This window comes from Puniceibacterium sediminis (genome assembly GCF_900188035.1).
Taxonomy (GTDB): Bacteria; Pseudomonadota; Alphaproteobacteria; order Rhodobacterales; family Rhodobacteraceae; genus Puniceibacterium; species Puniceibacterium sediminis.
Genome location: NZ_FZNN01000010.1, coordinates 49,678 through 74,787, shown reverse-complemented (window position 1 = coordinate 74,787; position 25,110 = coordinate 49,678). Strand labels below are relative to the sequence as shown.

The 25,110-nt window shown below is 62.4% G+C and carries 22 protein-coding genes; 15 read left to right on the top strand and 7 right to left on the bottom strand.

The window, feature by feature from the left end; translation table 11 throughout:
- Positions 1-31: 31 nt before the first annotated feature.
- The 10 genes from CHB75_RS12060 to CHB75_RS12015 all read left to right on the top strand — a co-directional run bounded on the left by CHB75_RS12060 (position 32) and on the right by CHB75_RS12015 (position 8,937).
- Complete coding sequence (locus CHB75_RS12060; RefSeq protein WP_245840926.1) at positions 32-631, top strand: LysE/ArgO family amino acid transporter; 600 nt, start codon at positions 32-34, stop codon at positions 629-631.
- An 80-nt stretch (positions 632-711) separates the two neighbouring features.
- Complete coding sequence (locus tag CHB75_RS12055; protein ID WP_245840925.1) at positions 712-1,638, top strand: DMT family transporter; 927 nt, start codon at positions 712-714, stop codon at positions 1,636-1,638.
- 154 nt (positions 1,639-1,792) lie between these two features.
- A complete protein-coding gene (betI, locus tag CHB75_RS12050; RefSeq protein ID WP_089270794.1) occupies positions 1,793-2,368 on the top strand; it encodes a choline-binding transcriptional repressor BetI in 576 nt (191 codons plus the stop codon).
- Complete coding sequence (gene betC / locus CHB75_RS12045) at positions 2,365-3,870, top strand: choline-sulfatase (RefSeq protein WP_089270793.1); 1,506 nt, start codon at positions 2,365-2,367, stop codon at positions 3,868-3,870. The genes betI and betC overlap by 4 nt, the downstream gene beginning before the upstream one ends.
- A 55-nt stretch (positions 3,871-3,925) precedes the next feature.
- Positions 3,926-5,383 (top strand): betaine-aldehyde dehydrogenase, encoded by a 1,458-nt coding sequence (gene betB, locus CHB75_RS12040; protein WP_089270792.1) that lies wholly within the window; start codon positions 3,926-3,928, stop codon positions 5,381-5,383.
- The gene (locus CHB75_RS12035; protein WP_245840924.1) at positions 5,380-5,643 is read left to right on the top strand and encodes a DUF6552 family protein; all 264 of its coding nucleotides are present in this window, start codon (positions 5,380-5,382) and stop codon (positions 5,641-5,643) included. Before betB ends, CHB75_RS12035 begins: the two co-directional genes overlap by 4 nt.
- Positions 5,644-5,662: 19 nt before the next feature.
- Positions 5,663-7,303 (top strand): choline dehydrogenase, encoded by a 1,641-nt coding sequence (gene betA / locus CHB75_RS12030; protein WP_089270950.1) that lies wholly within the window; start codon positions 5,663-5,665, stop codon positions 7,301-7,303.
- Between the two features lie 54 nt (positions 7,304-7,357).
- Positions 7,358-8,014, top strand: a complete 657-nt coding sequence (locus tag CHB75_RS12025; RefSeq protein WP_089270791.1) for a thermonuclease family protein — start codon at positions 7,358-7,360, stop codon at positions 8,012-8,014.
- Positions 8,015-8,275: 261 nt separating this feature from the next.
- A complete protein-coding gene (locus tag CHB75_RS12020) occupies positions 8,276-8,545 on the top strand; it encodes a DksA/TraR family C4-type zinc finger protein (RefSeq protein ID WP_089270790.1) in 270 nt (89 codons plus the stop codon).
- Positions 8,546-8,676: 131 nt separating this feature from the next.
- Entirely contained in the window at positions 8,677-8,937 is a 261-nt protein-coding gene (locus CHB75_RS12015) for a hypothetical protein (protein WP_089270789.1), read from the top strand.
- Between the two features lie 124 nt (positions 8,938-9,061).
- Here CHB75_RS12015 and CHB75_RS12010 read toward each other — a convergent pair whose 3' ends face one another.
- The 5 genes from CHB75_RS12010 to CHB75_RS11990 form a co-directional block, all read right to left on the bottom strand.
- Positions 9,062-10,882: a M3 family oligoendopeptidase gene (locus CHB75_RS12010; protein WP_089270788.1), complete on the bottom strand. Its 1,821-nt coding sequence runs from the start codon at positions 10,880-10,882 to the stop codon at positions 9,062-9,064.
- 88 nt (positions 10,883-10,970) lie between these two features.
- Positions 10,971-12,563, bottom strand: a complete 1,593-nt coding sequence (locus CHB75_RS12005; protein WP_089270787.1) for an ATP-dependent DNA ligase — start codon at positions 12,561-12,563, stop codon at positions 10,971-10,973.
- Positions 12,560-13,576, bottom strand: coding sequence for a ligase-associated DNA damage response exonuclease (locus CHB75_RS12000; RefSeq protein WP_089270786.1), 1,017 nt, complete (start codon positions 13,574-13,576; stop codon positions 12,560-12,562). The genes CHB75_RS12005 and CHB75_RS12000 overlap by 4 nt, the downstream gene beginning before the upstream one ends.
- Before the next feature lie 150 nt (positions 13,577-13,726).
- A complete protein-coding gene (locus CHB75_RS11995; protein WP_089270785.1) occupies positions 13,727-14,698 on the bottom strand; it encodes an alpha/beta fold hydrolase in 972 nt (323 codons plus the stop codon).
- A 12-nt stretch (positions 14,699-14,710) separates the two neighbouring features.
- A complete protein-coding gene (locus CHB75_RS11990) occupies positions 14,711-15,001 on the bottom strand; it encodes an SCP2 sterol-binding domain-containing protein (protein WP_089270784.1) in 291 nt (96 codons plus the stop codon).
- An 88-nt stretch (positions 15,002-15,089) separates the two neighbouring features.
- Here CHB75_RS11990 and CHB75_RS11985 point away from each other — a divergent pair, with 88 nt between their 5' ends.
- The 5 genes from CHB75_RS11985 to CHB75_RS11965 all read left to right on the top strand — a co-directional run bounded on the left by CHB75_RS11985 (position 15,090) and on the right by CHB75_RS11965 (position 20,291).
- Positions 15,090-15,644: a tetratricopeptide repeat protein gene (locus tag CHB75_RS11985; RefSeq protein WP_089270948.1), complete on the top strand. Its 555-nt coding sequence runs from the start codon at positions 15,090-15,092 to the stop codon at positions 15,642-15,644.
- Positions 15,645-15,696: 52 nt separating this feature from the next.
- Positions 15,697-18,720, top strand: coding sequence for a helicase-related protein (locus tag CHB75_RS11980; protein WP_089270783.1), 3,024 nt, complete (start codon positions 15,697-15,699; stop codon positions 18,718-18,720).
- Entirely contained in the window at positions 18,721-19,110 is a 390-nt protein-coding gene (locus CHB75_RS11975) for an RNA-binding S4 domain-containing protein (RefSeq protein ID WP_089270782.1), read from the top strand. It abuts the gene before it with no gap.
- A 51-nt stretch (positions 19,111-19,161) separates the two neighbouring features.
- A complete protein-coding gene (gene fdxA, locus CHB75_RS11970) occupies positions 19,162-19,500 on the top strand; it encodes a ferredoxin FdxA (RefSeq protein WP_089270781.1) in 339 nt (112 codons plus the stop codon).
- Between the two features lie 281 nt (positions 19,501-19,781).
- Entirely contained in the window at positions 19,782-20,291 is a 510-nt protein-coding gene (locus CHB75_RS11965) for a CarD family transcriptional regulator (protein ID WP_089270780.1), read from the top strand.
- A gap of 72 nt (positions 20,292-20,363) precedes the next feature.
- Here CHB75_RS11965 and CHB75_RS11960 read toward each other — a convergent pair whose 3' ends face one another.
- Positions 20,364-22,250, bottom strand: coding sequence for a cation:proton antiporter domain-containing protein (locus CHB75_RS11960; RefSeq protein WP_089270779.1), 1,887 nt, complete (start codon positions 22,248-22,250; stop codon positions 20,364-20,366).
- Positions 22,251-22,397: 147 nt separating this feature from the next.
- Complete coding sequence (locus CHB75_RS11955; RefSeq protein ID WP_089270778.1) at positions 22,398-25,061, bottom strand: hypothetical protein; 2,664 nt, start codon at positions 25,059-25,061, stop codon at positions 22,398-22,400.
- Between the last annotated feature and the right edge of the window lie 49 nt (positions 25,062-25,110).

Sequence of the window (25,110 nt, the reverse complement as noted above, 5' to 3'; positions counted from 1 at the left end):
CGGCACATGCCGCGTCGCCGGGGGGAATCGCGTGGAATTTGAATCGGGCATTGCGGGTTTCGGGTTGGGGTTCAGCCTGATCCTTGCGATTGGGGCGCAGAATGCCTTTGTGCTGCGGCAGGGGCTGGTGCGGGCGCATGTGTTTGCCGTCTGCCTGACCTGTGCGGTTTCGGATGCGGTGCTGATTGCCGCCGGGGTGGCGGGGTTTGGGGCGCTGACGACGGCGGTGCCGGGGCTGGAATGGGGAATGCGGCTGTTCGGGGCGGCGTTCCTGCTGTGGTACGGGGCGTGGTCGCTGATCGCGGCCTGGCGCGGGGGCGAAGTGCTGCGTGCCGCTGGCGGGGCGCAGTCGCTGCGTTCGGCGCTGGTGACCTGCCTTGCGCTGACATGGCTGAACCCGCATGTGTATCTGGATACCGTGGTGCTGCTGGGGGCTGTGGCGGCGCAATATGACGACCGGCTGGCCTTTGCGCTGGGGGCGATGACGGCGTCCTTTGTGTTCTTCTTTACCCTTGGCTATGGCGCGCGGCTGCTGTCGCCGGTGCTGGCGCGGCCCGGTGCCTGGCGTGTGCTGGATGCGCTGATCGGTGTGCTGATGTGGGTGATCGCGGTGTCGCTTCTGGTGGGCTGACGGCGGTTGATTTCGCTTGCAGCTGGTCGGCCATGGGGGCAGGTCTGCAGGGATTGCGATTTCAAAGGCATGGCTGCGATATGACCTCAACATCCGGGATGGACGCCCCCCGCGCATCGGGCAAAGGGCCGCTTGTCGGTATTCTGTGGATGGTGGCGACGGGGCTGTGCTTTGTCGGGGTGACGGCGCTGGTCAAGACGTTGCACGGGCGGGTCCCGGCGGCGGAAAGCGCGTTCCTGCGATACCTGATGGGGCTGGTGTTCCTGATCCCGGTCTGGCGACAATTGGCAGCGGTGCGTCTGACCCCGCGGCAGTGGCAGCTGTTCACCCTGCGCGGCGCGCTGCATGCGCTGGGGGTGCTTTTGTGGTTCTTTGCCATGTCGCGGCTGCCTTTGGCCGAGGTGACGGCGATGGGGTACCTTACCCCGGTGGGTGTAACGATCCTTGCGGTTGTCGTGCTGCGAGAGCGGCTGGCGTTCCGGCGGATCCTGGCGATCTGTGCGGCGCTGGGGGGCGCGATGCTGATCCTGCGGCCGGGGTTTCGCGAGCTGGACCCGGGGCATTTTGCCATGCTGGGGACGGCGGTGTTTTATTCCGGGTCGTACCTCACGGCCAAGATCCTGTCGGATGAGTTGTCGGCGGCGGTGATCGTGGCGATGCTGTCGGTCCTGGTGACCATCGCGCTGGCGCCATTTGCCTATGTGCAGTGGGTGCATCCGAGTCTGGGCGATCTGGGCATCCTGTTCGGCGTGGCCTGCTGTGCGACGGCGGGGCATTACACCATGACGCTGGCCTTTGCCGCCGCACCGGTGACGGTGACGCAGCCGGTGACATTCCTTCAGCTGGTGTGGTCGGTGCTGCTGGGGCTCGCGTTCTTTGCCGAGCCGATTGACCCGTGGGTGATTGCCGGGGGCTGTGTGATTCTGGCCTCGGTCAGTTTCATCACCTGGCGCGAGGCGCGGTTGAAGCGCCGGATCACGCCGCCGTCGCCGGCCACAAAGGTCTGAGCGGACTTCTGATCAAAGTATATCGAGGGTTGTGATCTGGGGCGGGGGCGCTGCCCCCGTCGCCCGTTGGGCGGGTCCGTGTCCCTGCGGGCGGTGTTTTTATTGACTGACCAGTCAATCAAAGGCATGTTGACCCCGATCAAGGGGAATCGTCATGCCGAAGATCGGAATGGAGCCGCAGCGCCGTGCGGCGCTGGTGCAGGCCACGATCGGTGAGATCGGGGCGGCCGGGTCGCTGCAGGTGACCGTGGGCCAGATTGCGCGCCGTGCGGGCGTATCCAGCGCGCTGGCGCATCACTATTTCGGCGGCAAGGCGCAGATCCTGTCGGCGGCGATGCGGCATATCCTGTCGGAGTACTCCGCCGAGGTGCGTGCGGCGCTGGCGGCGGCAAAGACACCCCAAGACCGGCTGCGCGCCATCATCGCTGCGAATTTCGCGGAAAGCTGTTTCGAGGCGGATGTGATTTCGGCCTGGCTGAATTTTTACGTGCTGGCGCAGCGTGACCCTGAGGCGGGACGGCTGTTGCGGATCTATCAGGGGCGGCTGCGGTCGAACCTGACACATGCGTTGCGGGTGCACATGGCGCGTCCCGAGCCTGCGGCAGAGGTGCTGGGCGCGCTGATTGACGGAATGTATCTGCGCGCAGCACTTGGCGGTGCGGGATTTGAACAGGGCGCGGCAGAGCAGGTCATGGCCTGTGCTGACGCGCTGATCAGGGGGCAAACATGACTCAGAACATATTGATCGTGATGGTGGATCAGCTGAACGGGACGCTGTTCCCCGATGGTCCGGCGGATTGGCTGCATGCCCCGAACCTCAAGGCGCTGGCGGCGCGGTCCACGCGGTTCCGCAACGCCTATACCGCATCGCCACTGTGCGCGCCGGGGCGGGCGGCGTTCATGTCGGGGCAGTTGCCCAGCGGCACGCGGGTCTATGACAATGCGGCGGAATTCGCATCCAGCATCCCGACCTATGCGCATCATCTGCGCCGGGCGGGGTATCAGACCTGCCTGTCGGGCAAGATGCATTTTGTCGGGCCGGATCAGCTGCATGGGTTCGAACAGCGGTTGACCACCGACATCTATCCCGCCGATTTCGGCTGGACGCCGGATTATCGCAAACCCGGTGAGCGGATCGACTGGTGGTATCACAACATGGGGTCGGTCACCGGTGCGGGGATCGCCGAGACCAGCAACCAGATGGAATATGACGACGAAGTCGCGTTTCTGGCGCAACAGAAGCTCTATGACCTGGCGCGCGGCGCGGATGCGCGGCCCTGGTGTCTGACGGTCAGCTTTACCCATCCGCATGACCCCTATGTGGCGCGGCGCAAGTATTGGGACCTGTACGAGGATTGCGAGCATCTGTTGCCCGAGGTCCCGGCGATGGATTACGCCGATCACGACCCCCATGCGAAGCGGATATTCGATGCCAATGACTGGCGGTCCTATGACATCACCGAGGATCACATCCGCCGGGCGCGGCGGGCGTATTTCGCCAATATCTCGTACCTCGATGACAAGATCGGTGAGGTGCTGGATGTGCTGGAACGCACCCGGCAAGAGGCCACGGTGGTCTTTGTCAGCGACCATGGCGATATGCTGGGCGAGCGCGGGCTGTGGTACAAGATGTCGTTCCTGGAAGGGTCCGCCCGGGTGCCGATGATGATCGCCGCGCCGCAGATGGCGCCCGGTCTGGTGACAGAGCCGGTGAGCAATATTGACGTCTGTCCGACGCTTTGTGCGCTGGCGGGGGTCAGCATGGACGAGGTCATGCCCTGGACCAGCGGTGAGAGCCTGATGCCACTGGGGCAGGGTGTCACGCGGCAAAGCCCGGTGGCGATGGAATATGCCGCCGAGGCATCCTATTCGCCGATGGTCGCGCTGCGGCAGGGGCGGTGGAAATACACCAACTGTGCGCTGGACCCCGAGCAGCTGTTTGATCTGGAGGCTGATCCGCATGAGTTGCGCAATCTGGCCGAAGACATCGGCCATGCCGAGGTGCTGGAACGGTTCCGCATCATGGCCGCCGCGCGCTGGGATCTTGAGGCGTTTGATTCCGAGGTGCGCGAAAGTCAGGCGCGCCGCTGGGTGGTCTATGAGGCGCTGCGCGAGGGGGGATATTACCCCTGGGATTACCAGCCGCTGCAAAAGGCCAGCGAACGCTTCATGCGCAACCACATGGACCTGAATGATCTTGAGGGGACCAAGCGGTTCCCGAGGGGCGAATAAACCGCCCGGATCGTCTATACCTGTTTTTGACATACAAACTCTCGCCGGAGGCGACATGACCTATCCAACCCAACCCACCGCCAGCCATTTCATCGACGGCGCCTATGTCGAGGACACAACCGGCGAGGTGATCGAGGTGATCTATCCCGCCACCGGCGAGGTGATCGCGCGTGTGCATGCGGCGACGCCTGCGGTGATCGAACAGGCCATCACATCGGCGCTGCGCGCGCAAAAGATCTGGTCAAAGATGAGCGGGACAGAGCGGGGCCGTGTGCTGCGCCGTGCCGCCGATATCATCCGCGAGCGCAATCACGATCTGTCGGTGCTGGAGACCTACGACACCGGCAAGCCGTATCAGGAAACATCGGTGGCGGATGCGACCTCGGCGGCGGATGCGTTGGAGTATTTCGGCGGGCTGGCGGGGTCGCTGACCGGCGAGCATATCCAGCTGGGCGAGGATTGGGTTTATACCCGGCGCGAACCGCTGGGCCTGTGTGTGGGGATCGGCGCGTGGAATTATCCGACGCAGATCGCCTGCTGGAAGGGGGCGCCTGCGCTGGCTTGCGGCAATGCGATGATTTTCAAGCCATCCGAGATGACGCCGCTGTGCGCGCTGAAAGTGGCCGAAATTCTGGTCGAGGCGGGGGCACCTGCGGGCATCTACAACGTGGTGCAGGGCATGGGCGCCGTGGGGACGTCGCTGGTGACGGACCCGCGTGTGAACAAGGTGTCGCTGACCGGATCGGTGCCGACCGGCAAGAAGGTCTATGCGGCGGCGGCGGCAGGCATCAAGCATGTGACGATGGAGCTGGGCGGCAAGTCGCCGCTGGTGATCTTTGACGATGCGGACCTTGAGGATGCCGTGGGTGGCGCGATCATGGGGAATTTCTATTCCTCGGGGCAGGTCTGTTCCAACGGCACGCGGGTCTTTGTGCAAAAGGGCATCCGCGAGGCGTTTGTCGCGCGGCTGGCCGAACGTCTGGGCAATGCGGTGATCGGTGATCCGATGGACCCGGAGACGAGCTTTGGCCCGCTGGTATCGGCGCGGCAGTTGGAGATCGTGCAGGGGTATATTGCCAAGGGGATTGCGGAAGGTGCGACGCTGGTCTGCGGCGGAGAGCGCTTGAACCTGCCGGGGTTCTGGTTGACGCCAGCCATCTTTGACAATGTGACGGATGACATGGCCATCGCGCGCGAAGAGATCTTCGGCCCGGTGCTGGCTGTGCTGGAGTTCGAGGATGAGGACGAGGTGATCGCCCGGGCCAATGACACCGAATTCGGGCTGGCGGCGGGGGTGTTCACCAATGACCTGAAGCGCGCCCACCGGGTGATTGCGCAGCTTGAGGCGGGCACCTGTTTCATCAATTCCTACAACGATGCGCCGGTCGAGGCACCGTTTGGCGGGGTCAAGAATTCAGGCGTGGGACGCGAGAATTCAAAGGCCGCGATCGAGCATTATTCGCAAGTAAAGACCGTCTATGTGCGCATGGGCAAGGTGGAGGCACCGTTTTGAAAAAGGTTGATCCGCTGTTGATTGCGCCAACGATCAAGACCCCGATGAAGCCGGTGGATATCGTCAAATGGATCGCCACGGCGGTGCAGCTTGTCGGTTATGGTCTGACCGGGATGAATGTGGTGCCGTGGAACGTCTTTGCGTTTTTCATCGGGATCTTCCTGTGGTTCGCCGTGGGCGTCATGTGGAAGGACAAGGCGATCATGGTCGTTCATGTGGGTGCCTTCATTTCCCTTTTCATCGGATATCTGAATGCCTGAGACACCCGGGAGCGCGACCATGGAAGCGGATTATGTGATTGTCGGGGCCGGGTCGGCGGGCTGTGCCATGGCCTATCGGCTGGCAGAGGCCGGGAAATCCGTGATCGTCATCGAACACGGCGGATCGGACGCCGGGCCGTTCATCAACATGCCCGGCGCGCTGAGCTATCCGATGAACATGAAGAGGTATGACTGGGGCTATGAGTCCGAGCCTGAGCCGCATCTGGGGGGGCGCGCCCTTGCCTGTCCGCGGGGCAAGGTTCTGGGTGGGTCATCCAGCATCAACGGCATGGTTTACGTGCGCGGCCATGCGATGGATTACGATCACTGGCGCGAGTCCGGGGCCGCAGGCTGGGGCTATAGCGATGTGCTTCCCTATTTCCGGCGGATGGAGCATTGGCACGGTGGCACGTCGGGTTGGCGCGGTACTGACGGGCCGCTGCATGTGTCGCGTGGCAAGCGGGACAATCCGCTGATGCAGGCCTTTGTGCAGGCCGGGGTGCAGGCGGGATACGAGGCGACCGAAGATTACAACGGCGAGAAACAGGAAGGTTTCGGCCCGATGGAGGCGACGATCCACAAGGGTGAACGCTGGTCTGCGGCCAAGGCCTATCTGCGCCCCGCGCAGAAGCTGGGTGCCCGTATCGTGCGGGCGCTGGCGCAAAAGGTCGTCATGCAGGACGGGCGCGCGGTGGGTGTGTCTGTTGTGCGGGGCGGCAAGGATGAGGTCATCACGGCGCGCCGCGAGGTGATGTTGGCGGCGTCATCGCTCAATTCGCCCAAGCTGCTGATGCTGTCGGGGATCGGCCCGGCGGCGCATCTGGCCGGGCATGGGATCGAGGTCGTGGCCGACCGGCCCGGCGTGGGGCAGAACCTGCAGGACCATCTGGAGCTGTATATCCAGATGGCGGCGACGCAGCCCGTGACGCTGTTCAAATACTGGAACCTGCTGGGCAAGGCCTATGTCGGTGCCCGCTGGCTGCTGCGCAAGGATGGGCCGGGGGCATCGAACCAGTTCGAATCCGCCGCCTTTATCCGATCCGCCGCCGGTGTGCCCTATCCCGATATCCAGTATCATTTCCTGCCGCTGGCCGTGCGTTATGACGGCAAGGTCGCCGCACAAGGGCATGGCTTTCAGGCGCATGTCGGCCCGATGCGGTCGAAATCGCGTGGGGCTGTGACGCTGCGGTCCGCCGATCCGGCGGATGATCCAGTGATCCGCTTCAACTACATGAGCCATCCCGACGACTGGAAAGAGTTCCGCAACTGCATACGGCTGACGCGCGAGATCTTTGGTCAGGAGGCCTTTGCGCCCTATGCCGGGGAAGAAATCCAGCCGGGCAGGGATGTGCAGAGCGATGCCGAACTGGATGCCTTTATCATGGAGCATGCCGAGAGCGCCTATCATCCCTGCGGCACCTGCCGGATGGGGGCGGCGGATGATCCCGATGCGGTGGTTGATCCGCAGGGCCGGGTGATCGGGGTCGAGGGCCTGCGTGTGGCGGATTCATCGATCTTTCCGCGCATCACCAACGGCAACCTGAACGGGCCTTCGATCATGGTGGGCGAAAAGATCGCCGATCACGTGCTGGAGCGGCAGCTTCCCGGTGCGAATGACGCGCCCTGGATCAGCCCGCGGTGGGAAACCGCGCAGCGTTAAGAGTAGCTGCGGAATCGGATTGATATCGGGGCGTGATGTCCCGATATTCATCTGATGTTAAGAATTTGTTCGATATTTGTTCTGTGTGCTTTGGCGCTGCCTGTACTGGCGGGGCCAGAGGGGTTTGTCCACGTCGTCGATGGCGATACCTTTGATGTTGGCGGTGTGCGGGTGCGGCTGCATGCGGTGGATGCACCAGAGGTTGATCAGATGTGCGGCGGGCAGGGCGCGCCGGCCTGGGCCTGTGGCGCATGGGTCAGCGATGAGGTGCGCAGACGGTATCAGGGGGCCTGGGCGCTGTGTGAACAGACGGATCTGGACCGCTATGGCAGGGTTGTGGCGCGCTGCGCCGTGGACGGGCTGGATATGGGGGCGGCACTGGTCGCGGAGGGGTTGGTTTTTGCCTATCGCGACTATGGCTGGGACTATGACCTTGCCGAAAAGAGTGCTGCGGTGGCCGGGGTCGGACTGCATGGGACAGGTGTGCAATTGCCTGCGGCCTATCGAAGGGCGTCCCGCCCCAAGCCGCAGCAGCCTGTGGAGGCGGGCTGTGTGATCAAGGGCAATCTGTCGCGTGATGGCAGCCGGATCTATCACATGCCCGGTCAGGCAAATTATGATGACGCCCGGATCAGCGAATCCAAGGGTGAGCACTGGTTCTGTTCGGAATCCGAAGCGGTCCGGGCAGGCTGGCGCAAGGCGCGGCGCTGATCCGGGCAGGTCTGAGGGCCCGATTCATCCCCGTTTCATCGGTGGGCGCTGTTATAATTGCGTGACGGGGCAACCGGCACCGACGACAGGGTAAACACGGGCGTTTCGAGCAGCGTGTCGCGCTTATTTCTGATGAATTAGCTGCGGGTGATGCAACGGAAACGGTCGTGCCGCGTTGTCATCGCGCGGTGTCGCCGTTGGGCGGAGCGGCTAGGCAGAGCGCCGATGCACACTATATGTTGCACTAAAGGAGGACGTGTCATGGCAGGTGGCTGGTCGCGCGACGGCGCGGTGAACGAACAGATCGAGGCGTCGATTGCGGACGAATTGGCGCGTCTCAAGGCCCGGCGCGGGCCGGTGGGCGAGAGTGCCCTGGTCTGCGTGGAGTGCGAAGAACCGATCCCCGAGGCGCGACGGCTGGCGATCCCGGGGGTGAAGCTGTGCATTGAGTGCCAGCAGGAGCGGGACAGTAGTTTCAAGGCGCGTGGCGGGATCAATCGGCGCGGGTCGAAGGACAGCCAGCTCAAGTGACTTCGGCGGCTGTTCGCCCAGACGAGGGATTTGCCAGAGGGTGGATGTGATGTTTTCTGCGTGGACTTGATATTCATAAATGTGAATATATCTACAGGGCTTCACTCAGGAACCATCAAAGGACGACGACGTTGAAAAGTAATCTAGCGCTTACCGCCATTCTGACCTTTCTGGCAGCCCCCGTTCTTGCCGATCACGCCAATCCCTGGGCGGGCGAAGGCGACACGGTTCTGAGCAAGAACCACGAAGCCAACCAGCAAAAAAGTGTCGGTACGCCGGGCGAAGGCGAGATGCGGGGTGCGATGGTGCAAAAAGCACGTGGCAAGCTCGAAGGCTTTGCCGGTTCTGGCGGAGCAGGCAAAAGCCGCGGGGGCAAGGGCGGCCGCAAGTAAAAACATGATCTGGCGGAGCCATGTTTGAGTGGCTCCGCCTGTTTGCAGGGCTGCTGTGTCAGTGACCGGTTACCTTGTGTGCAAAGCGGAACCGGGCTTGAATGTCCGGTTCCACAGTGGCGGTTCAGTCCTCCATCGCTTCCAGCTCATCAATGAAGCCCGAGATCATCGACAGGCCCTTGTCCCAGAACTTGGGGTCGGTGGCATCGAGACCGAAGGGGGCCAGAAGCGCCTTGTGGTGCTTGGAGCCCCCGGCCTTGAGCATGTCGAAGTATTTCTCTTGGAAGCCCTCGGGCTGTTCCTGATAGACGGCGTAAAGCGCGTTCACGAGGCCGTCACCAAAGGCATAGGCGTAGACGTAGAAGGGCGAGTGGACGAAGTGGGGGATGTAGGCCCAGAACGTCTCGTATCCTTCCATGTATTCAAAGGCTTCGCCAAGGGATTCCGCCTGCACCGACATCCAGAGGAGGTTGATATCTTCGGGCGTCAATTCGCCGTTGCGACGGGCGGCGTGGAGTTTGCATTCGAAATCGTAGAACGCGATCTGGCGCACGACCGTGTTGATCATATCCTCGACCTTGCCGGCCAGCAGGATCTTGCGCTCTGCCTGCGTCTTGGCGTTGTCGAGCATCCGGCGGAAGGTCAGCATTTCACCAAAGACGGACGCGGTTTCGGCCAGTGTAAGCGGGGTGGAGGAGAGCATTTCGCCCTGACCGGCGGCCAGCACCTGATGCACGCCATGGCCAAGTTCATGCGCGAGGGTCATCACGTCGCGCGGTTTGCCAAGGTAGTTGAGCATCACATAGGGGTGCACGTCGGTCACGGTGGGGTGGGCGAAGGCTCCGGGGGCCTTGCCCGGCTTCACACCGGCGTCGATCCAGCCCTTGTCAAAGAACGGCTCGGCAATTTCAGCCATACGGGGATCGAAATCGCCATAGGCGTTCATCACCATGGCGCGGGCATCGGGCCAGCTGACGGTTTTCGGGTCTTCCATCGGCAGGGGGGCGTTGCGGTCCCAGACCTGCATCACGTCAAGGCCAAGCCATTTGCGTTTCAGGTTGTAATAGCGGTGCGACAGCTTGGGGTAGGCGGCGACAACGGCGTCGCGCAGCGCCTCGACCACTTCGGGTTCGACATCGTTGGAGAGGTGGCGACCGGTCTGCGCGGTGGGCATGCCGCGCCAGCGGTCCATGATTTCCTTTTCCTTGGACTGCGTGTTGTGCACGCGGGCAAAGGTGCGGATGTTGCGGCCAAAGACGCGGGCCAACTCCTCGGCTGCGGCCTGACGTTTGGCGCGGTCGGGATCGGTGAGGAAATTCAGCGTGGCCTCGATCGAGAGGGCATCGCCGTCGATATCAAATTCCAGCCCGGCGATGGTTTCATCGAAAAGCCGTTCCCAGGCATCACCGACGACGCCCAGATCGTGCAGGAACTTTTCCATCTCATCGGACAGTTGGTAGGGCTTCATCGCGCGGATGCGATCAAACGCCGGTTTGTAACGGGCGAGGTCGCTGTTGGCGGCAAAGAAACCGTCCAGCACGGAATCGTCCAGCCGGTTCAGTTCGAGCGTAAAGAACACCAGCGGCGTGGTGTAGTTGGTGATCTTTTCCTGCGTGTCGGACAGGAATTTGGTGCGGCTGCTGTCGGTGGTCAGCTGGTAATAGCGCAGACCGGCAAAGGACATGATGCGCCCGGCGATATTTTCGATCTTTTCGTGCCGGTGGACGGCGTTCAGGAAGCCGTCGGCGTCAAGATCGCCCAGCTTGCCCTGATAGTCGGCGGCAAAGTTGGCGCAGGCCTGTTCCAGCCAGTCAAGATCGCGCTTCAGTTCCGGGGCATCGGGGCTGGCATAGAGGTCCGTCAGGTCCCATTCGGGCAGATCGCCGAATTCGGCGCTGCCGCCGGAGGTTTGAGCATCGAAAACGGGCTGGGGGGCAAAACGCATGGGAACCTCTTTTATGTGCTGTCCAAGACATATGGTCTGATACCTGCCTTGCGCAACCCGAAGGAGGGTTATGCAGGTGGGAAAGGTATCATTGAAAGGCGTTCAGAATGCCCTTGAGGTCGTCCAATGTGTTGGCCTCTTGCGCCGGTTTGTCGTGCCGCCAGCGGGACATGCGCGGAAAGCGCAGCGCGACGCCGGATTTGTGGCGGGGGCTTTCGTGGATGCCCTCGAACGCGATTTCAAACACATGTTCGGGGCGGACCTGACGCACGGGGCCGAAGCGCTGGAGCGTGTTCTTGCGCACCCAGGCGGTGATCTGGTTGAATTCGGCGTCGGTGAGGCCGCTGTAGGCCTTGGTGAACGGGACAAGGTCGTTGCCCTGCCAGACGGCAAAAGTGAAGTCGGTAAACAGGTTGGCACGTCGTCCGTGACCCTGCTGCGCATAGATCATCACGGCGTCGATGGTCAGCGGATCAAGCTTCCATTTCCACCAGTCGCCCTTTTTGCGCCCGGCAAGGTAGGGGCTGTCGAGGCGTTTGATCATCAGGCCTTCGGCCCTATTTTCGCGGGCATCGGCGCGGATCTGGGCAAGGCTTTGCCAGTCCGGAAAGGGGATCGCGGGGGAGGTGCGCAAAGGGGCGTCGGGCGGGAGATCGGTGAGCAGAGCGTCAAGGCGGGCGCGGCGGGTGGCAAGGGGAAGCTGGCGCAGGTCTTTGCCGTTTTCTTCGAGCAGGTCATAGGCCAGCAGGATCACCGGCGCGTCCTTGAGCAGCTTTATCGGCACCGTCTTGCGACCGATGCGTTTTTGCAGCGTGTTGAAGGACATCGGCGCTGCGCCGTCCCAGGTGACGATTTCGCCGTCCAGAACGGTGCCATCGGGCAGGTGGTCCAGCGCCCGGGCCAGTTCGGGGAAGCGGTCTGTGATCAGCTCTTCTCCGCGTGACCAGACATGGTGTTCGCCGCCGCGCAGGATCAGCTGGCCGCGGATGCCGTCCCACTTCCACTCTGCCTGCCAATTCTTTGGACTGCCAAGGTTTTCCGGGTCGTCGTCTATCTGGTAGGAGAGGTAAAAGGGATAGGGCCGACTGAGGTCCGCGGCCTTGTCTTCGGCCTCGATCAATGCGTGATAGCTGGTTGTGTCGGGCGTCCAGCCGCCCATGAGCCGATGCGCGAGGTTTGGTTCGTCCTGACCGGTGGCCTGCGCAAGGGCGCGGGTCATGAGTTTCTGGCTGACACCGATACGGAAGCCGCCGGTTATCAGCTTGTTGAACAGAAAGCGTTCGGTGGTGTCGAGCTGGTCCCAGGCGGCAAGAATGTGGGTTTTGCGTGTGTCCGGATCAACCTTGTAAATGTCCTGCAAGGTATTGATCCAGTGAGACAAAGGCATGTCCGTCATCTGATCTGGAGCAGGCAGAACCAAGGCAATGGTTTCCGCCAGATCACCGACGATGGGGTAGGATTCCTCAAGCAGCCAAAGCGGAATTCCGGCCTTTTCCGCCGCCCATTCCCGCAGCTGGGTCGTGGTGACGGCCCGTTTGGGGCGACGACCCGAGAAAAGCGCGATGGTCCAGAGCTTGTCGGCGTCCGGGGCCTGCGTGAAGTAATCCGCCAAAGCCTTTGTTTTCAGGCTGGTTTTTGTGGTCTGGTCGATGGCTGTGAACAGCGCGGCAAAATCTTTCATGCCGCAGCCTCTGTGCCGGTTTCATCCTCGGTGCCGCCGAATTCGGTCGGAATGATCTGCGCGGCCCATCCCATTTCATTCAGTGCACGCGCGAAGATATCGGTGTAACCATGTGTGGCATATATGTTTTCCGCGCCTGTTGCGGTGATCGCGCTAAGCAATCCATCCCAGTCGGCATGGTCGGAAAGCACGAACCCACGGTCGGCGGCGCGGCGTCGGCGCACGCCACGCAGGCCCATCCATCCCGAGGCCAACGCTGTGGAACTTGGTCCCAGTTTGCGGGCCCAGGGCGTGCCAAGGGCGGCGGGTGGCGCGATGACCAGAGCGCCGGGGCGATCCTTGATCCTGAGATCGGGTTCAATCTGCTGGGTATGCGGCAGCTGATAGCCTTGGGCGCGCAGCACGGCATTGGTCGCCTCGACCGCGCCATGGGTCAGGAGCGGGCCGATATCGGGGTTCAGCAGTGTCATCAGGCGCTGCGCCTTGCCCAGTGAATAAGCGCCGAGGATCGATGTCTTGCCGTCGGCTGCATTGGCGGCCCACCAGGCGTTCAGATCGCGCGCGACGTCGGCCTGATCGGGCCATTTGAACACCGGCAGGCCAAAGGTGCATTCGGTGATGAAGCTGTGGCAGGGCACCGGTTCAAACGGTTCCGATAGGCCGTCGGGGGTGATCTTGTAATCACCGGAAACCACCCAGACCTCGCCCCCGACCGCGACGCGGATCTGGGCGGAACCGGGGATGTGGCCGGCCGGGAGGAAAGACACATCAGCATCGCCAATGCGGCGGGTTTCGCCGTAACGCAGGGTGTCGATGGTGATGTCGCCGAGCCGATGCCGGATGACCGGAGCGGCCTGCCGGGTGGACAGGTAGTGGTTGTGTCCGCGGCGGGCATGATCGGCGTGGCCATGCGTGATCAGCGCGCGGTCGACCGGGCGCCAGGGGTCAATGTGAAAACCGCCTGCGGGGCAGAATATGCCCCGGTCGGTGAAGGTAAGAACCGGATCGCGCATGGGAAGGGATATAGGTGCGGTCGCTGGCTCTGCCAGTCGGAGGGCGCGGATTGCGGCGCGTTGGGGTGAAATCCGTTGGAAACGTGCGGTGTCAGGTGGCTGTGCCCGCCGGACGGGACGTTCAAGCCGTCAGCGGTCAATCGACAGGTTCTAGGCCGATTGCGCCTTATGGGATTTGTTCGGCGCAGTTTCCAGCAGCGCGAGGATCTTTGGCATGACGCGGGCGCGTATTGCGGGGCCCTCCATCAGCACCTCGTGTTCGCCGCCCTCGACGATTTCAAGCGTGCCTTGCGGCCAGCGGGCCATCCGGTCGTGGATGCGGGGCACATCGACGATCCGTTCGTTTGTACCGACCAGAGTGAGGCAGGGCAGATCGGGCGAGGGGCGGCGGTTCAGCACGCGACATTCCTGTAGCGCCTGATGCAGCCAGCGCATGGATGGACCGCCTAGTGCCAGCTGCGGGTTCGCGGCCAGCTGGCCACGCATATAGGCATACATCTCGGCGTCGCTGGTCAGCAGATTGCCCTTGAACGGTTCGCTGGTCACATAGCTGGTCGGTTTGGTGCCGGGGGCGTAGACGTGCCCCAGCCCGATCCGTCCGCAGCCCCAGCCAAGCGCCCAGGCGGCCGGGCGGATCGGTGGTGCGATGCGAATCCCCCACATCGGCCCGGTAAAGACGCAGGAGGCAACCGGCAGACCGTCCATCACGGCACGCAACCCGATACAGCCGCCCATGGAATGTGCGATGAGGTGCATTCGGCGTGGCAGGTTCAGTGCCCCGGCGGCGGTGATCATGGCGGCGACGTCGCGCTGGTAGTCGATGAAGTACGTCACATGGCCGACATTCGCATCGCCCAGCAGCCGGTCGGCCAGACCCTGACCGCGCCAGTCGATGGTCAGGATGTCATAGCCCGCGCGCGAAAAATCGACTGCGGTGCGGCCATATTTTTCAACATATTCCGTGCGTCCGGGGAACAGCAGTATGGTTCCCCGTGACGTGCCTACGGAGGGATAGTGGGCCACCCGGAGGCGGACACCATCGTCTGCGTGAACCCAGAACGCGGCTGCCCCTGCCGGGCCTTCGGCCAGATCGTTGCGGAAAGGGGCAGGGGTCAGATCCATGCGGGCGGCCTTTTAACCCAGGACCGAGGCGAGTTTCATCGCCTGGCCCATGTCGCCGTCAATGGCGAGCTTGCCGGACATGAAGGCGTTTGTGGGGTTCAGTTCGCCATCGAAAATCGCGCGGAAGGTGTCGGCATCGGCACTGAGTGTGACGTCTGCGTCATCATCCCCGGGGTGGGCGCCGGTGGAATCGAGCATGAAGGTGCCTTCGCCGGTAATGTCGAATTTTGCCGTGCCGTCGAATTCCTGTCCGGACATCTTTTCGTTCAGGCCCTTGATCGCTTCGCTGACGTAATCACTCATCTGTGCTCTCCCTCATTTCCTGCATTCTGGCGGGTGGTATTTTACACTTCCCGCGCTAATCTATTCCAAAGTTATGAGCATGGTGCAGATGAAATACAAATCTACCGTAACGGCATTTGTTGTCCTCGTCAGTTTTTCCCTGCCGCTGGTGGCGTTTGCCCAAGGAACAGAGCGCAGCGATGCCTTGCTCCGCGATCTTGCGCAGGCAGACGAGGCGGGGGCGGCCCGTCTGGAAAAGGAGATTCGTCTGGAGTGGTCCAAGAGCGGATCAGCGGCGATGGATCTGTTGCTCAAGCGGGGAAATGACGCGCTTGAAATCAATGACATCCCCACGGCGATCGATCATTTCACCGCGCTGACCGATCATGCACCGGATTTTGCCGAAGGCTGGCACGGGCTGGCGATGGCGTATTATCAGTCCGACAGGCTGGGGCTGACGGTGGATGCGCTGGAACATACGCTGGCGTTGAACCCAAAGCACTTTGGCGCGCTGCGTGGTCTGGGCGCGCTATTCGACGAACTTGAACAGCCTGCCCTTGCCTATGATGCCTATTCGCGGGTACTTGAGATCCGACCGCATGACACGGATGTCGAAGCGGCAATGAAGCGGCTGGAAAATCAGGTGCGGGGCACCGAACTGTAATCAGCGACAGGCAAGACGCTTTTCGTCAGCAGCAGAGTTAGAAGGGCGGTTCATGGTCGAACGCGCGCGGGTCGCGGCCATCCTGGGCCCGACCAACACTGGCAAAACCCATTATGCCATCGAACGTATGCTGGGCCATCGCACCGGCATGATCGGCCTGCCGCTGCGCCTTTTGGCGCGCGAGGTCTATGACAAGGTCGTGGCTGTGCGTGGCCCCGGTGTCGTGGCGCTTGTGACCGGCGAGGAACGTATCGTACCGCCCCGCGCCGCCTATTGGATCTGCACGGTCGAGGCTATGCCCGAGGGCATGGGCTGCGATTTCGTCGGCATCGACGAGATCCAGCTTTGTGCCGATCCAGAGCGTGGGCATGTGTTTACCGACCGTCTGCTGCGGATGCGGGGCCAGCATGAAACCCTGTTCATGGGGTCCGATACGATGCGCGGGCCGATTGCGGCGCTGGTGCCGGGGTGCGAATACATGCGCCGCGAACGGATGAGCCAGCTGAGCTATACCGAGTCCAAGAAAATTTCGCGGCTGCCCGCGCGCAGCGCCATCGTCGGGTTTTCGGTCGATAACGTCTATGCCATCGCCGAATTGCTGCGCCGCCAGAAAGGTGGCGCTGCGGTGGTCATGGGAGCGCTCAGCCCGCGCACGCGCAATGCGCAGGTCGAGTTGTACCAGAATGGAGATGTGGATTTCCTTGTGGCGACCGATGCCATCGGCATGGGTCTGAACCTTGATATCGACCATGTGGCGTTTTCATCGCTGACCAAATTTGACGGGCGGCGGATGCGCGATTTGCAACCCAATGAGCTGGCGCAGATCGCGGGGCGGGCCGGGCGCGGCATGTCCAACGGAACCTTTGGTGTGACCGGAGAGGCAAGTCCGATACCCGAGGATTGGGTCGAGGCAATCTGCAACCACCAGTTCACGCCGCTGCGCAAACTCAAATGGCGCAATGCCGACCTGAGTTTCGGCAGCATCGACAGGCTGGTGCAGTCGCTGGAAAAACCGCCCACGGATGAACGTCTGATCAAGGCGCGCGATGCCGACGACCTCATGGCGCTGAAATCACTTTCGCAGGTGGCCGAGGTTGCGGCGCGCGCCTCTGACCCGGCCTCTGTGAAGTTGCTGTGGGATGTCTGCCGTATCCCGGATTTTCGTGGTATAAGTCATGCGGAACATGCGGGCCTGCTGGAGGTTATATTCAGCCACCTGCACCAGCGTGGCGGGGTGCCGGACGACTTTATCGCGGGGCAGGTCAAACGGATCGACAGGGTCGATGGCGACATTGACACATTGTCGAAACGATTGGCCTTTATCCGCACATGGACCTATGTCGCACAACGCAAGGGGTGGGTGCGTGACGAAATGCATTGGCGCGACGCGACTCGCGCTGTAGAAGATCGGGTGTCGGACGCCTTGCATGAGCGGCTGACGCAAAGATTTGTTGATCGGCGGACAAGTGTTTTGTTGCGGCGATTGAAACAGAAGGAGGCCCTCTTGGCCGAAGTGAATGACAAAGGTGAGGTGACCGTCGAAGGTGAATTCGTCGGGAAGCTTGAAGGATTCCGGTTTCGTCACGACAAGGACGCGACAGGACAAGAGGCCAAGACGCTGAAAGCGGCTTCGTTGCAGGCGCTGGCTCCGCATTTCCATCTGCGGGCGGACCGGTTTTACAACGCGCCGGACACCGAGATCGATTTCACCGAACAGGGTGGCCTTATGTGGGGCACTCAGGCGGTGGGCAAGCTGACCGCCGGGGACGATGCGCTAAAGCCGCGCGTCGTTGCGTTTGTGGATGATGAGGCCGGTCCCGATGTGCTGCAAAAGGTGCAGCGCCGGTTGCAGCATTTCATCGATCGCAAGATCGCGGCCCTGTTCGAACCGCTGCTGAACATCCAGCATGACGAGACTTTGACCGGTCTTGCACGTGGTTTCGGGTTCCGGATGGTCGAAGCTATGGGCATCATTCCCCGCGCCGAGATCGCGGATGAGGTGAAGGCGCTTGAGCAGGAGGCCCGTTCGGCGCTGCGCAAGCATGGCATTCGCTTTGGCCAGTACACGATCTTCATGCCGCTGTTGCTGAAGCCCGCACCGACGCGCCTGCGTCTTGTGTTGTGGAGCCTCAAGCAGGGGCTGGACGAATTCCCCGAAGCGCCGCCCGCCGGTCTGGTGACCGTGCCGAATATCGCCGATATCCCGGCCGAGCATTACACCATCGCCGGTTACCGCAAGTCGGGCCAGCGGGCGATCCGCATCGACATGCTGGAACGTCTTGCGGACCTGCTGCGCGCCGAAGACAGCCGAGGCGGGTTCGAGGCCAAGGCCGACATGCTGTCGATCACCGGCATGACGCTGGAACAGTTTGCCGACCTCATGGGTGGCATGGGCTACAAGGCGGAAAAGGGCGAGCGGACCAAGGTCAAGGCCGTGGACACCGTCATCCCGAGGGATTCCGAGGCCAATATCGCCCGCCCGCTGGAAGAGACACCGGAAGAGGCGAATGCCGACACCCCGGTCTTTGACGCGGGTCAGAGCGGGGCCGCCGGTGGGATCACCCACCAGCCCGAGATGTCCGACGCCACCCCCGAAGCGTCCGAGGCCGTGGTCGAGATCCCCGATTCGGGTAACGCGCCTATTGCGGAAACCGCTGCGGAAGCCGAGCCTGACGCAGCTGTTCCCGATGTTGCCTCTACCGAGGTGACGGTGGGCACAGCGCCGGATGCCGATATCGCCGGTGCCGAGTTGGAGACCTTCTACACCTTCACCTGGGGTGGGATGCGCGGGAACCGCGAGCGTGGGCCCCGCCGTGAGGCAGGTGGTCGCGAAGGCGGGCAAGGCAACCGTGGCCGACGTTCCGACGGGGCGCAGGGTCGTGGGGGCGAAGGCCAGAACGACCGTCCGCGTGGCAAGGGCAAAGGCAAGCCGGGTGGTAAACCCGGTGGCAAGCGCCCCGACCGTGAGGACAAGGGTGCCAAGACTTTTGAAGCGCGCCCGCCGCGTCGCGAAAAGCCCATCGATCCCGATAACCCCTTTGCCGCCGCGCTGATGGGGTTCAAGGACAAATCGTAAGTGGCTGAACCGGCGGCACGCATCCGTCTGGATAAATGGCTCTGGCAGGCTCGGTTCTTCAAGACCCGCAGCCTGTCAGCCAAGGTGGTCAGCGCTGGCCACGTGCGTGTGAACAGCCAGCGCGTCACCAAACCGGCGACGATGATTGGCCCGGATGACGTTCTGACATTTTCCCAGGCCGATGAAGTCCGCGTGATCAGGGTTGCCGCCCCCGGCACACGCCGTGGACCGGCTTCAGAGGCGCAGACACTGTATGAAGACCTTGCCCCGCCAAAGCCGCGCGAGGCGGCAGAGCCCCAAGCCCAACCGCCCAAATATGAGCGCAAGGGACGCCCCACAAAACGTGATCGTCGCTTGATGGATCAAACCCGGAGTCAGGCGCTTGATTGATCCGGACGAGTGATCTAGTCAGGCCGGGACAAAGATACGGACCGAACCAGAATGACCTATATCGTCAACGACGCCTGCATCGCCTGCAAATACACCGACTGTGTCGAGGTGTGCCCCGTGGATTGTTTCTACGAGGGCGAGAACATGCTGGTGATTCATCCGGATGAATGCATCGACTGCGGTGTTTGCGAACCGGAATGCCCGGCTGACGCCATCCGCCCGGATACCGAGCCGGAGGCTGAAAAGTGGGTGGAATTCAACCGCAAGTATTCGGAGTTGTGGCCGGTCATCATCACCAAGAAAGACCCGCTGCCCGAAGCCGAAGAGCGGGACGGCGAGGAAGGCAAGCTCGAGAAGTACTTTTCCGAGGCGCCGGGTGAGGGCGGCTGAAACTTGATTCGCACCATTTTAACTCTGGCGCGGGTAAAATAACGTCTGTTGCGGTGCAAGCATTTGATGCCGCAGGCAAATGTGCGGTTTTTGCGCCACGCTAGGAATTGATCATATTTTGTGTTATTGTAGTGACACAAATGATGACATCACGCGCATACGACCCGGTTGCTCTGAACCCCGGGGGATAAACCCAAGATCTTGAGCCAGGTGAGCGGAGGGCATCCTCCGGTCACCTTTCTTGTCGCCCGTGCGCGGGTGAGCTTGTAAGGAAGCATTGAATGACAAAGTCGAAGAAATCCGAGTTCCGCCCGAATGACTATGTTGTCTATCCCGCCCATGGTGTCGGGCAGATCGTGTCGATCGAGGAACAGGATATTGCGGGTATTTCGCTGGAACTGTTCGTCATTTCGTTTGAAAAAGACAAGATGACCCTGCGTGTCCCGACCCACAAGGCGACGGATATCGGCATGCGTTCACTGAGCTCGCCCGATGTGGTGAGCCAGGCGATGAAGACGCTGAAGGGCAAGGCCAAGGTCAAGCGGGCCATGTGGTCGCGCCGTGCGCAGGAATACGAACAGAAGATCAACTCGGGCGATCTGATTGCCATCGCCGAAGTGGTGCGCGACCTGCACCGTGCCGACGATCAGCGCGAGCAGAGTTATTCCGAGCGTCAGCTTTACGAAGCTGCGCTGGAACGTCTGACCCGTGAAGTGGCCGCTGTGTCCGGTGGCGACGAACTGGCTGCAGCCAAGCAGGTCGGTGAGGTTCTGGTCGGCCGCGCCGCCTGATACCTGATCGTTCGACTGAAAAGAAAACCGCGCCAATCCGGCGCGGTTTTTTGTTGCGGTAACGGGAAATTATCAGGCCGCGTCGCTTTTGTTTTCCAGCGTCGACAGCAAGGCCGTCTCCAGCTCTTTTTCAAGCTCTTTCGCACGTTCGATATAGGCGGTGTTTTCGTAGGCCGGTATGTTCGGGTCCCAAAGTCCGGCCAGTTCCCGCATGGTGTGACGGTCGTGGTGAAAGAACGTCTCTTCGGCTTGCGCGGCTTCGTAATCGGTCAGTCCGATGTTTTCCAGCACGTAGCGCCCGGCTCGCAGGGAAGAGTCAAACGTCTCACGCACGATATCATCCGCCCCGGCCTGATAGAGCGCATAGACATGGGTGCGGTCGCGCGCACGGGCGACCACATGCAGATCGGGGCGGATGCGTTTGGCAAAGGCCACAAGCTTGAGCACCGCCGCCGGATCGTCGAGTGCGGCGACCAGCACGCGCGCCTTGTCGATGCCTGCGGCGTGCAGCAGTTCGGGGCGGGTCGGATCGCCGTAGAACCCCTTGAATCCGAACTTGCGCATCAGCTGGATCGTCTTGAGATCGTGGTCAAGCACCACGGTCTTGAACCCTGAGGATTGTACCAGCCGGTTGACGGTCTGACCAAAGCGCCCGATGCCGGCGATGATCACCGGACCTTCTTCGTCGATCTCGTCATCCTGCTGGACTTCGTCCTTGTCGATCAGGCGTTTTGACAGCACCTCGTAGAGGATGAACAGCAGCGGCGTGATCAGCATCGACAGGGCCACAACCAGCAACAGCCGTTCGCCCAGGACGCCGGTCACGACGTTCTGTTGCACCGAGAAGGAGATCAGCACAAAGCCGAATTCACCCGCCTGCGCGAGGCTGAGCGTGAACAGCCATTTGTCCCGACCGCGCATCCCGAACAGAAAGCTGAGCCCGAACAGGACCGCGCCCTTGATCGCCATGATCCCGAGGGCGAGCCCCAGAATGATGAAGGGGGCGGAGAAGAACGTCTCGAAACTGATGCCCGCGCCGACGGTGATGAAGAACAGGCCCAGAAGCAGACCCTTGAAGGGTTCGATATCGGATTCCAACTGGTGGCGGAATTCGCTGTTGGCGAGCACGACGCCTGCGAGGAAGGTACCAAGGGCGGGGGACAGGCCGACCATCAACATCAGGAAGGCGATTCCGACGACGATCAGCAGGGCAACGGCGGTGAACATTTCGGGCAGGCGGGCGGCGTTGATGAAACGGAACAGGGGCCGCGCGCCATAGACGCCGCCCAGAATGATTGCCGCAACAGCGCCCAGCGTCACCAGCGTGACACCCCAGCCCGGGAGGCCATCGACCAGCGACATGGTGGCGCCATGGGCGTTGTCGATTCCAGCGCCGTGACCAGACGTCACCCGCTGGATCGATCCGTCCGGGGCCAGCATCGGTGCGGTCGCGCCCGCCAGCAGTGGCAGCAGGATCAGCATGGGGATCACGGCAATATCCTGCGTCAGCAGCACGGAAAACGCGGATCTGCCGCCGTTGCTCTGCATCAGGCCCTTCTCGCTCAGGGTTTGCAGCACGATGGCGGTCGAGGACAATGCCATCAACAGACCGACCGCGAGGGCAGGTGCCCAGGCCAGACCCAGCAACATGCCGCCCGCCATGACGGCGAGCGTGGTAAGCGTGATTTGCAGGCCGCCCAAGCCTATCAGGCGGTGACGCATATCCCAGAGCGCGCGGGGTTCAAGTTCCAGTCCGATGAGGAACAGCATGAGCACCACGCCGAATTCGGCAAAATGCTGGAGATCGCTGGTTTCGGATGCAAAGCCCAGGATCGGACCGATCACGATGCCGGCCAGAAGATAGCCCAGCACCGAGCCAAGGCCCGATCGCGCCGCCAGAGGCACTGCGACCACCGCCGCCAGAAGATACACCGACGCCTGAAACAGGAAGGATTCCATTCGAACACGACCCCTTATGAATGTAGGTTCATGATGCGTGGTGACGCTGGGAACACAACCGAAGATAAGTGTTTTGAGGTGAAAATTCCGGTATTTGGTTGAAATATCCGGAGTGCGGCGCGGGGCGCGCGGCAGATGTCGGGTGCTTTAGCCCTGCGGCATCTTCAGGACGATGTTGCGACCGCTTTTGGTGTAGTGCAACTCGTTTTCGCCGATTGCCGCGACGCGGCCGCCGTCAATGGTGTCACCGACCTTTACCTTTTGGTAGCGCCCGTTGGACATGCGCACCAGCGCGCGGCGGCTGGATGGCGCGCCGTAGACGCCGATCAGATTAAGCTGCCGCAGATTGATCGCGTTGCGCACGGTTGCCTGCTGGGCGACTGATGTGCTCGATGGGATCGACGGTGCAACGGTGCGTGGCGCCACCGTGGCAACCTGAACTGCGGTCTGTTCTGGCGGGGCAGCGCGCGCGGCTTCGACGATACGCTGGATATCCTGTGGTCGGGGCAGGGGTTTGATTGATTCTTCGATGGCCAGCTCGGTTGCGGTGACATCCGCCTCTTCCAGCTTTTTGGCGGCCTCTGGGCGCAGTTTGGGGCGAAAGGCCTCCAACTCGGCCAGCGACACGCCGGAACGGCTGGCGCGTTCGTTGCGTTCGATCAGGTTGCCGGGCCGGGATTTGGGGCGAAAGGCTTGCAGCCGGTCCTGTTCCGCCGCGGTCGCCGCACTGGATTCGGGCGTCGGGGCAGGCTGTGACAACACCGAAGACGCGTCGCGGCGGGGTGGGACAACGGGGGGAAGGCCCGCAAAGATCAGGATGCCATCGGGATTGATCGCGCCTTCGATGGTGGCGCGGACAAAGCCACGTTCGTCGAGGTCAAAGGTGACATCCGCAGGCAGAGGCGGGATTGGCGCTTCATAGGTGGTATCGCCCCGCAGCACCTGCGCCGCGGGCAGGGCAATGGCGTCAAATTTCTGCACTTCGGGATCGATGGAGGCGACATAGAGATCGTCTATCTCGGTCTGCGACGGCTCTGGCGGGGCGGCGGGGGTGCGCTGCCAGATCCCGGAGGCCGCATAGCGCGTTTCGGCCTCTTCCTGCGTGAGACTGCGGGCGCGGGTGGGTGTGCTGAGTGGTTCGGGGGCGGTATCGACAACCGTGGCAGGCAGATCAGTTGCCAGCGAGGCGAGCTCGGTTTCGCCGTCCGCATCGGGCTCGGGTTGCAGCTCTGGGTCGGATGTTTCTGACGTGGTCAGAGGGCCAGACGTCTGTGCTGTTTCAATCTGCGGCGTGCTGTCCCGGCGAAAGAAACGCGCCAGCCCCTCATCCAGAAACACCGAGGCCCAGGCCGCCACGCCGATCAGGATCAACAGCAACGCAAGGGTCAACATCACCCCCAGGAACCGTGGTTTGCCGCCGACCTGCATCTCTTTCTGACGCGCGCCGAACACTGTCATCCGCAGCCGCTCGGCTTCCTTGGCGCTGACTGCGGCCGCTGGGGTGCTTGCGGTCGCACTGGGTTCGTGCCTGAAGGCGGTGATCTTTCCGGCCTTTGGGGGTGTGGTGCCGGTCTTTGCTGTGTCCGGCATTCTGTCAGAAGGTGGTGCTGCCATCTCAGGAGCGTGCCGAGTATGGTCGCGGCGGCTGAAGAACCCCTTGACCAGGCTGGCTGCGGCCTCCTTGGGTGGCGTTGCCGGAATCGGGTCTGAGGGGGGCGGAGCAGGCTCCTCGGTCGGGCGCGGGGTGACACGCAGGGCGATACCTTCGGACAGCTCAGCGCGCGGCTGGTCGATTACCGGTGCGGCGGTGCCGTCCGGCAGGGGCAGATCCCGGGTGGCGCGCAGGTTGACAAAGGCCGATTGCGCTGCCGCAGGCGCTCGGCTGGGTGAGAGGTCCGGCGATATGGGGCGCCCGGATTCTGGCTGGGGGACTTTCAGCGTTGTGGTCGCCACATCCGCAGTCCCGGGAGCCAAGGCTTCTTTGGCGTCATCCGGAGCCGTCTTCTCCAGAGTTTGCAATTCGGCAGCGGACGCGGCGGCGACAAGCGGTTCGACCTCTGTCAGGGCAGGCTTGGGCGGGATCGCCGGGGCGACTGACCTCAGCGCTGGATTGGCCCTGGCCGCCGCTACGGGTTGCGGCGCGACAGGGGCATCATTGACGGACGGCTCAAGTCGTTTTGGCGCCCGCGTGCTGGCCATAGTCGCTGCGCGTGGTGGTTCGTCCTTGGCCGCAGGACTTTCTGGTTTTGTCGCAGGCCTGGTGGCGGGCACATCATCCGACGCGTCCGGCAGTGCGACGATGGACATCGCTCCGGAATCCCGGGTCGGGACGGCGCCGACCCAGCCGGGGGCGGGGCCAAAGAACACCTCGCCCGTGAAGTGCCCGGCGGGGGGGCGCGCGACAAAGCATACCGGTTCAAAGAAATGTCCCCGGGCAAAGCTCTCGGCCTCGTCCAGCGTTTCGCGTGCAACGGCGGCGACCATCAGGGTACCCCCGGTGCCGGAGGTGTCATAGACCAGATCGGCAACCGCATAGGGCGTTGCCGCGTCCAGCGCGCGGCGGACTGCGGCATCCCCGTCGGTTTCGGGTTTCGGCAGGGTCAGATAGCGGATCTGTTCGTTCGGGATAACCAGTTTGACCTGACCGTGATGCGCGCCGCGTGCATCGGCGATTTCGCGCAGCGATTGCAGTTCGCCGCTCAGGTCCTCGGAGTCGAGCGGCACTTCGCCCAGAACCGCCCAGCCCCCGGGCACGCGGCCGAGGAGTGAGATACCTTCAAAGGACAGTGACAGTGCAAAGTTGATCTTCATGTGGATGGATTTACCATTGATCCCGCAGTTGGGGGAGTCTGCCTAGCGT

Bases quoted from the DNA above. Each gene is read 5' to 3' on its own strand.
- CHB75_RS12055 (WP_245840925.1), top strand. From the start codon at position 712: ATGACCTCAACATCCGGGATGGACGCCCCCCGCGCATCGGGCAAAGGG.
- betI (WP_089270794.1), top strand. From the start codon at position 1,793: ATGCCGAAGATCGGAATGGAGCCGCAGCGCCGTGCGGCGCTGGTGCAG.
- betC (WP_089270793.1), top strand. From the start codon at position 2,365: ATGACTCAGAACATATTGATCGTGATGGTGGATCAGCTGAACGGGACG.
- betB (WP_089270792.1), top strand. From the start codon at position 3,926: ATGACCTATCCAACCCAACCCACCGCCAGCCATTTCATCGACGGCGCC.
- betA (WP_089270950.1), top strand. From the start codon at position 5,663: ATGGAAGCGGATTATGTGATTGTCGGGGCCGGGTCGGCGGGCTGTGCC.
- CHB75_RS12025 (WP_089270791.1), top strand. From the start codon at position 7,358: ATGTTAAGAATTTGTTCGATATTTGTTCTGTGTGCTTTGGCGCTGCCT.
- CHB75_RS12020 (WP_089270790.1), top strand. From the start codon at position 8,276: ATGGCAGGTGGCTGGTCGCGCGACGGCGCGGTGAACGAACAGATCGAG.
- CHB75_RS12010 (WP_089270788.1), bottom strand. From the start codon at position 10,882: ATGCGTTTTGCCCCCCAGCCCGTTTTCGATGCTCAAACCTCCGGCGGC.
- CHB75_RS12005 (WP_089270787.1), bottom strand. From the start codon at position 12,563: ATGAAAGATTTTGCCGCGCTGTTCACAGCCATCGACCAGACCACAAAA.
- CHB75_RS12000 (WP_089270786.1), bottom strand. From the start codon at position 13,576: ATGCGCGATCCGGTTCTTACCTTCACCGACCGGGGCATATTCTGCCCC.
- CHB75_RS11995 (WP_089270785.1), bottom strand. From the start codon at position 14,698: ATGGATCTGACCCCTGCCCCTTTCCGCAACGATCTGGCCGAAGGCCCG.
- CHB75_RS11990 (WP_089270784.1), bottom strand. From the start codon at position 15,001: ATGAGTGATTACGTCAGCGAAGCGATCAAGGGCCTGAACGAAAAGATG.
- CHB75_RS11985 (WP_089270948.1), top strand. From the start codon at position 15,090: ATGAAATACAAATCTACCGTAACGGCATTTGTTGTCCTCGTCAGTTTT.
- CHB75_RS11980 (WP_089270783.1), top strand. From the start codon at position 15,697: ATGGTCGAACGCGCGCGGGTCGCGGCCATCCTGGGCCCGACCAACACT.
- fdxA (WP_089270781.1), top strand. From the start codon at position 19,162: ATGACCTATATCGTCAACGACGCCTGCATCGCCTGCAAATACACCGAC.
- CHB75_RS11965 (WP_089270780.1), top strand. From the start codon at position 19,782: ATGACAAAGTCGAAGAAATCCGAGTTCCGCCCGAATGACTATGTTGTC.
- CHB75_RS11960 (WP_089270779.1), bottom strand. From the start codon at position 22,250: ATGGAATCCTTCCTGTTTCAGGCGTCGGTGTATCTTCTGGCGGCGGTG.
- CHB75_RS11955 (WP_089270778.1), bottom strand. From the start codon at position 25,061: ATGAAGATCAACTTTGCACTGTCACTGTCCTTTGAAGGTATCTCACTC.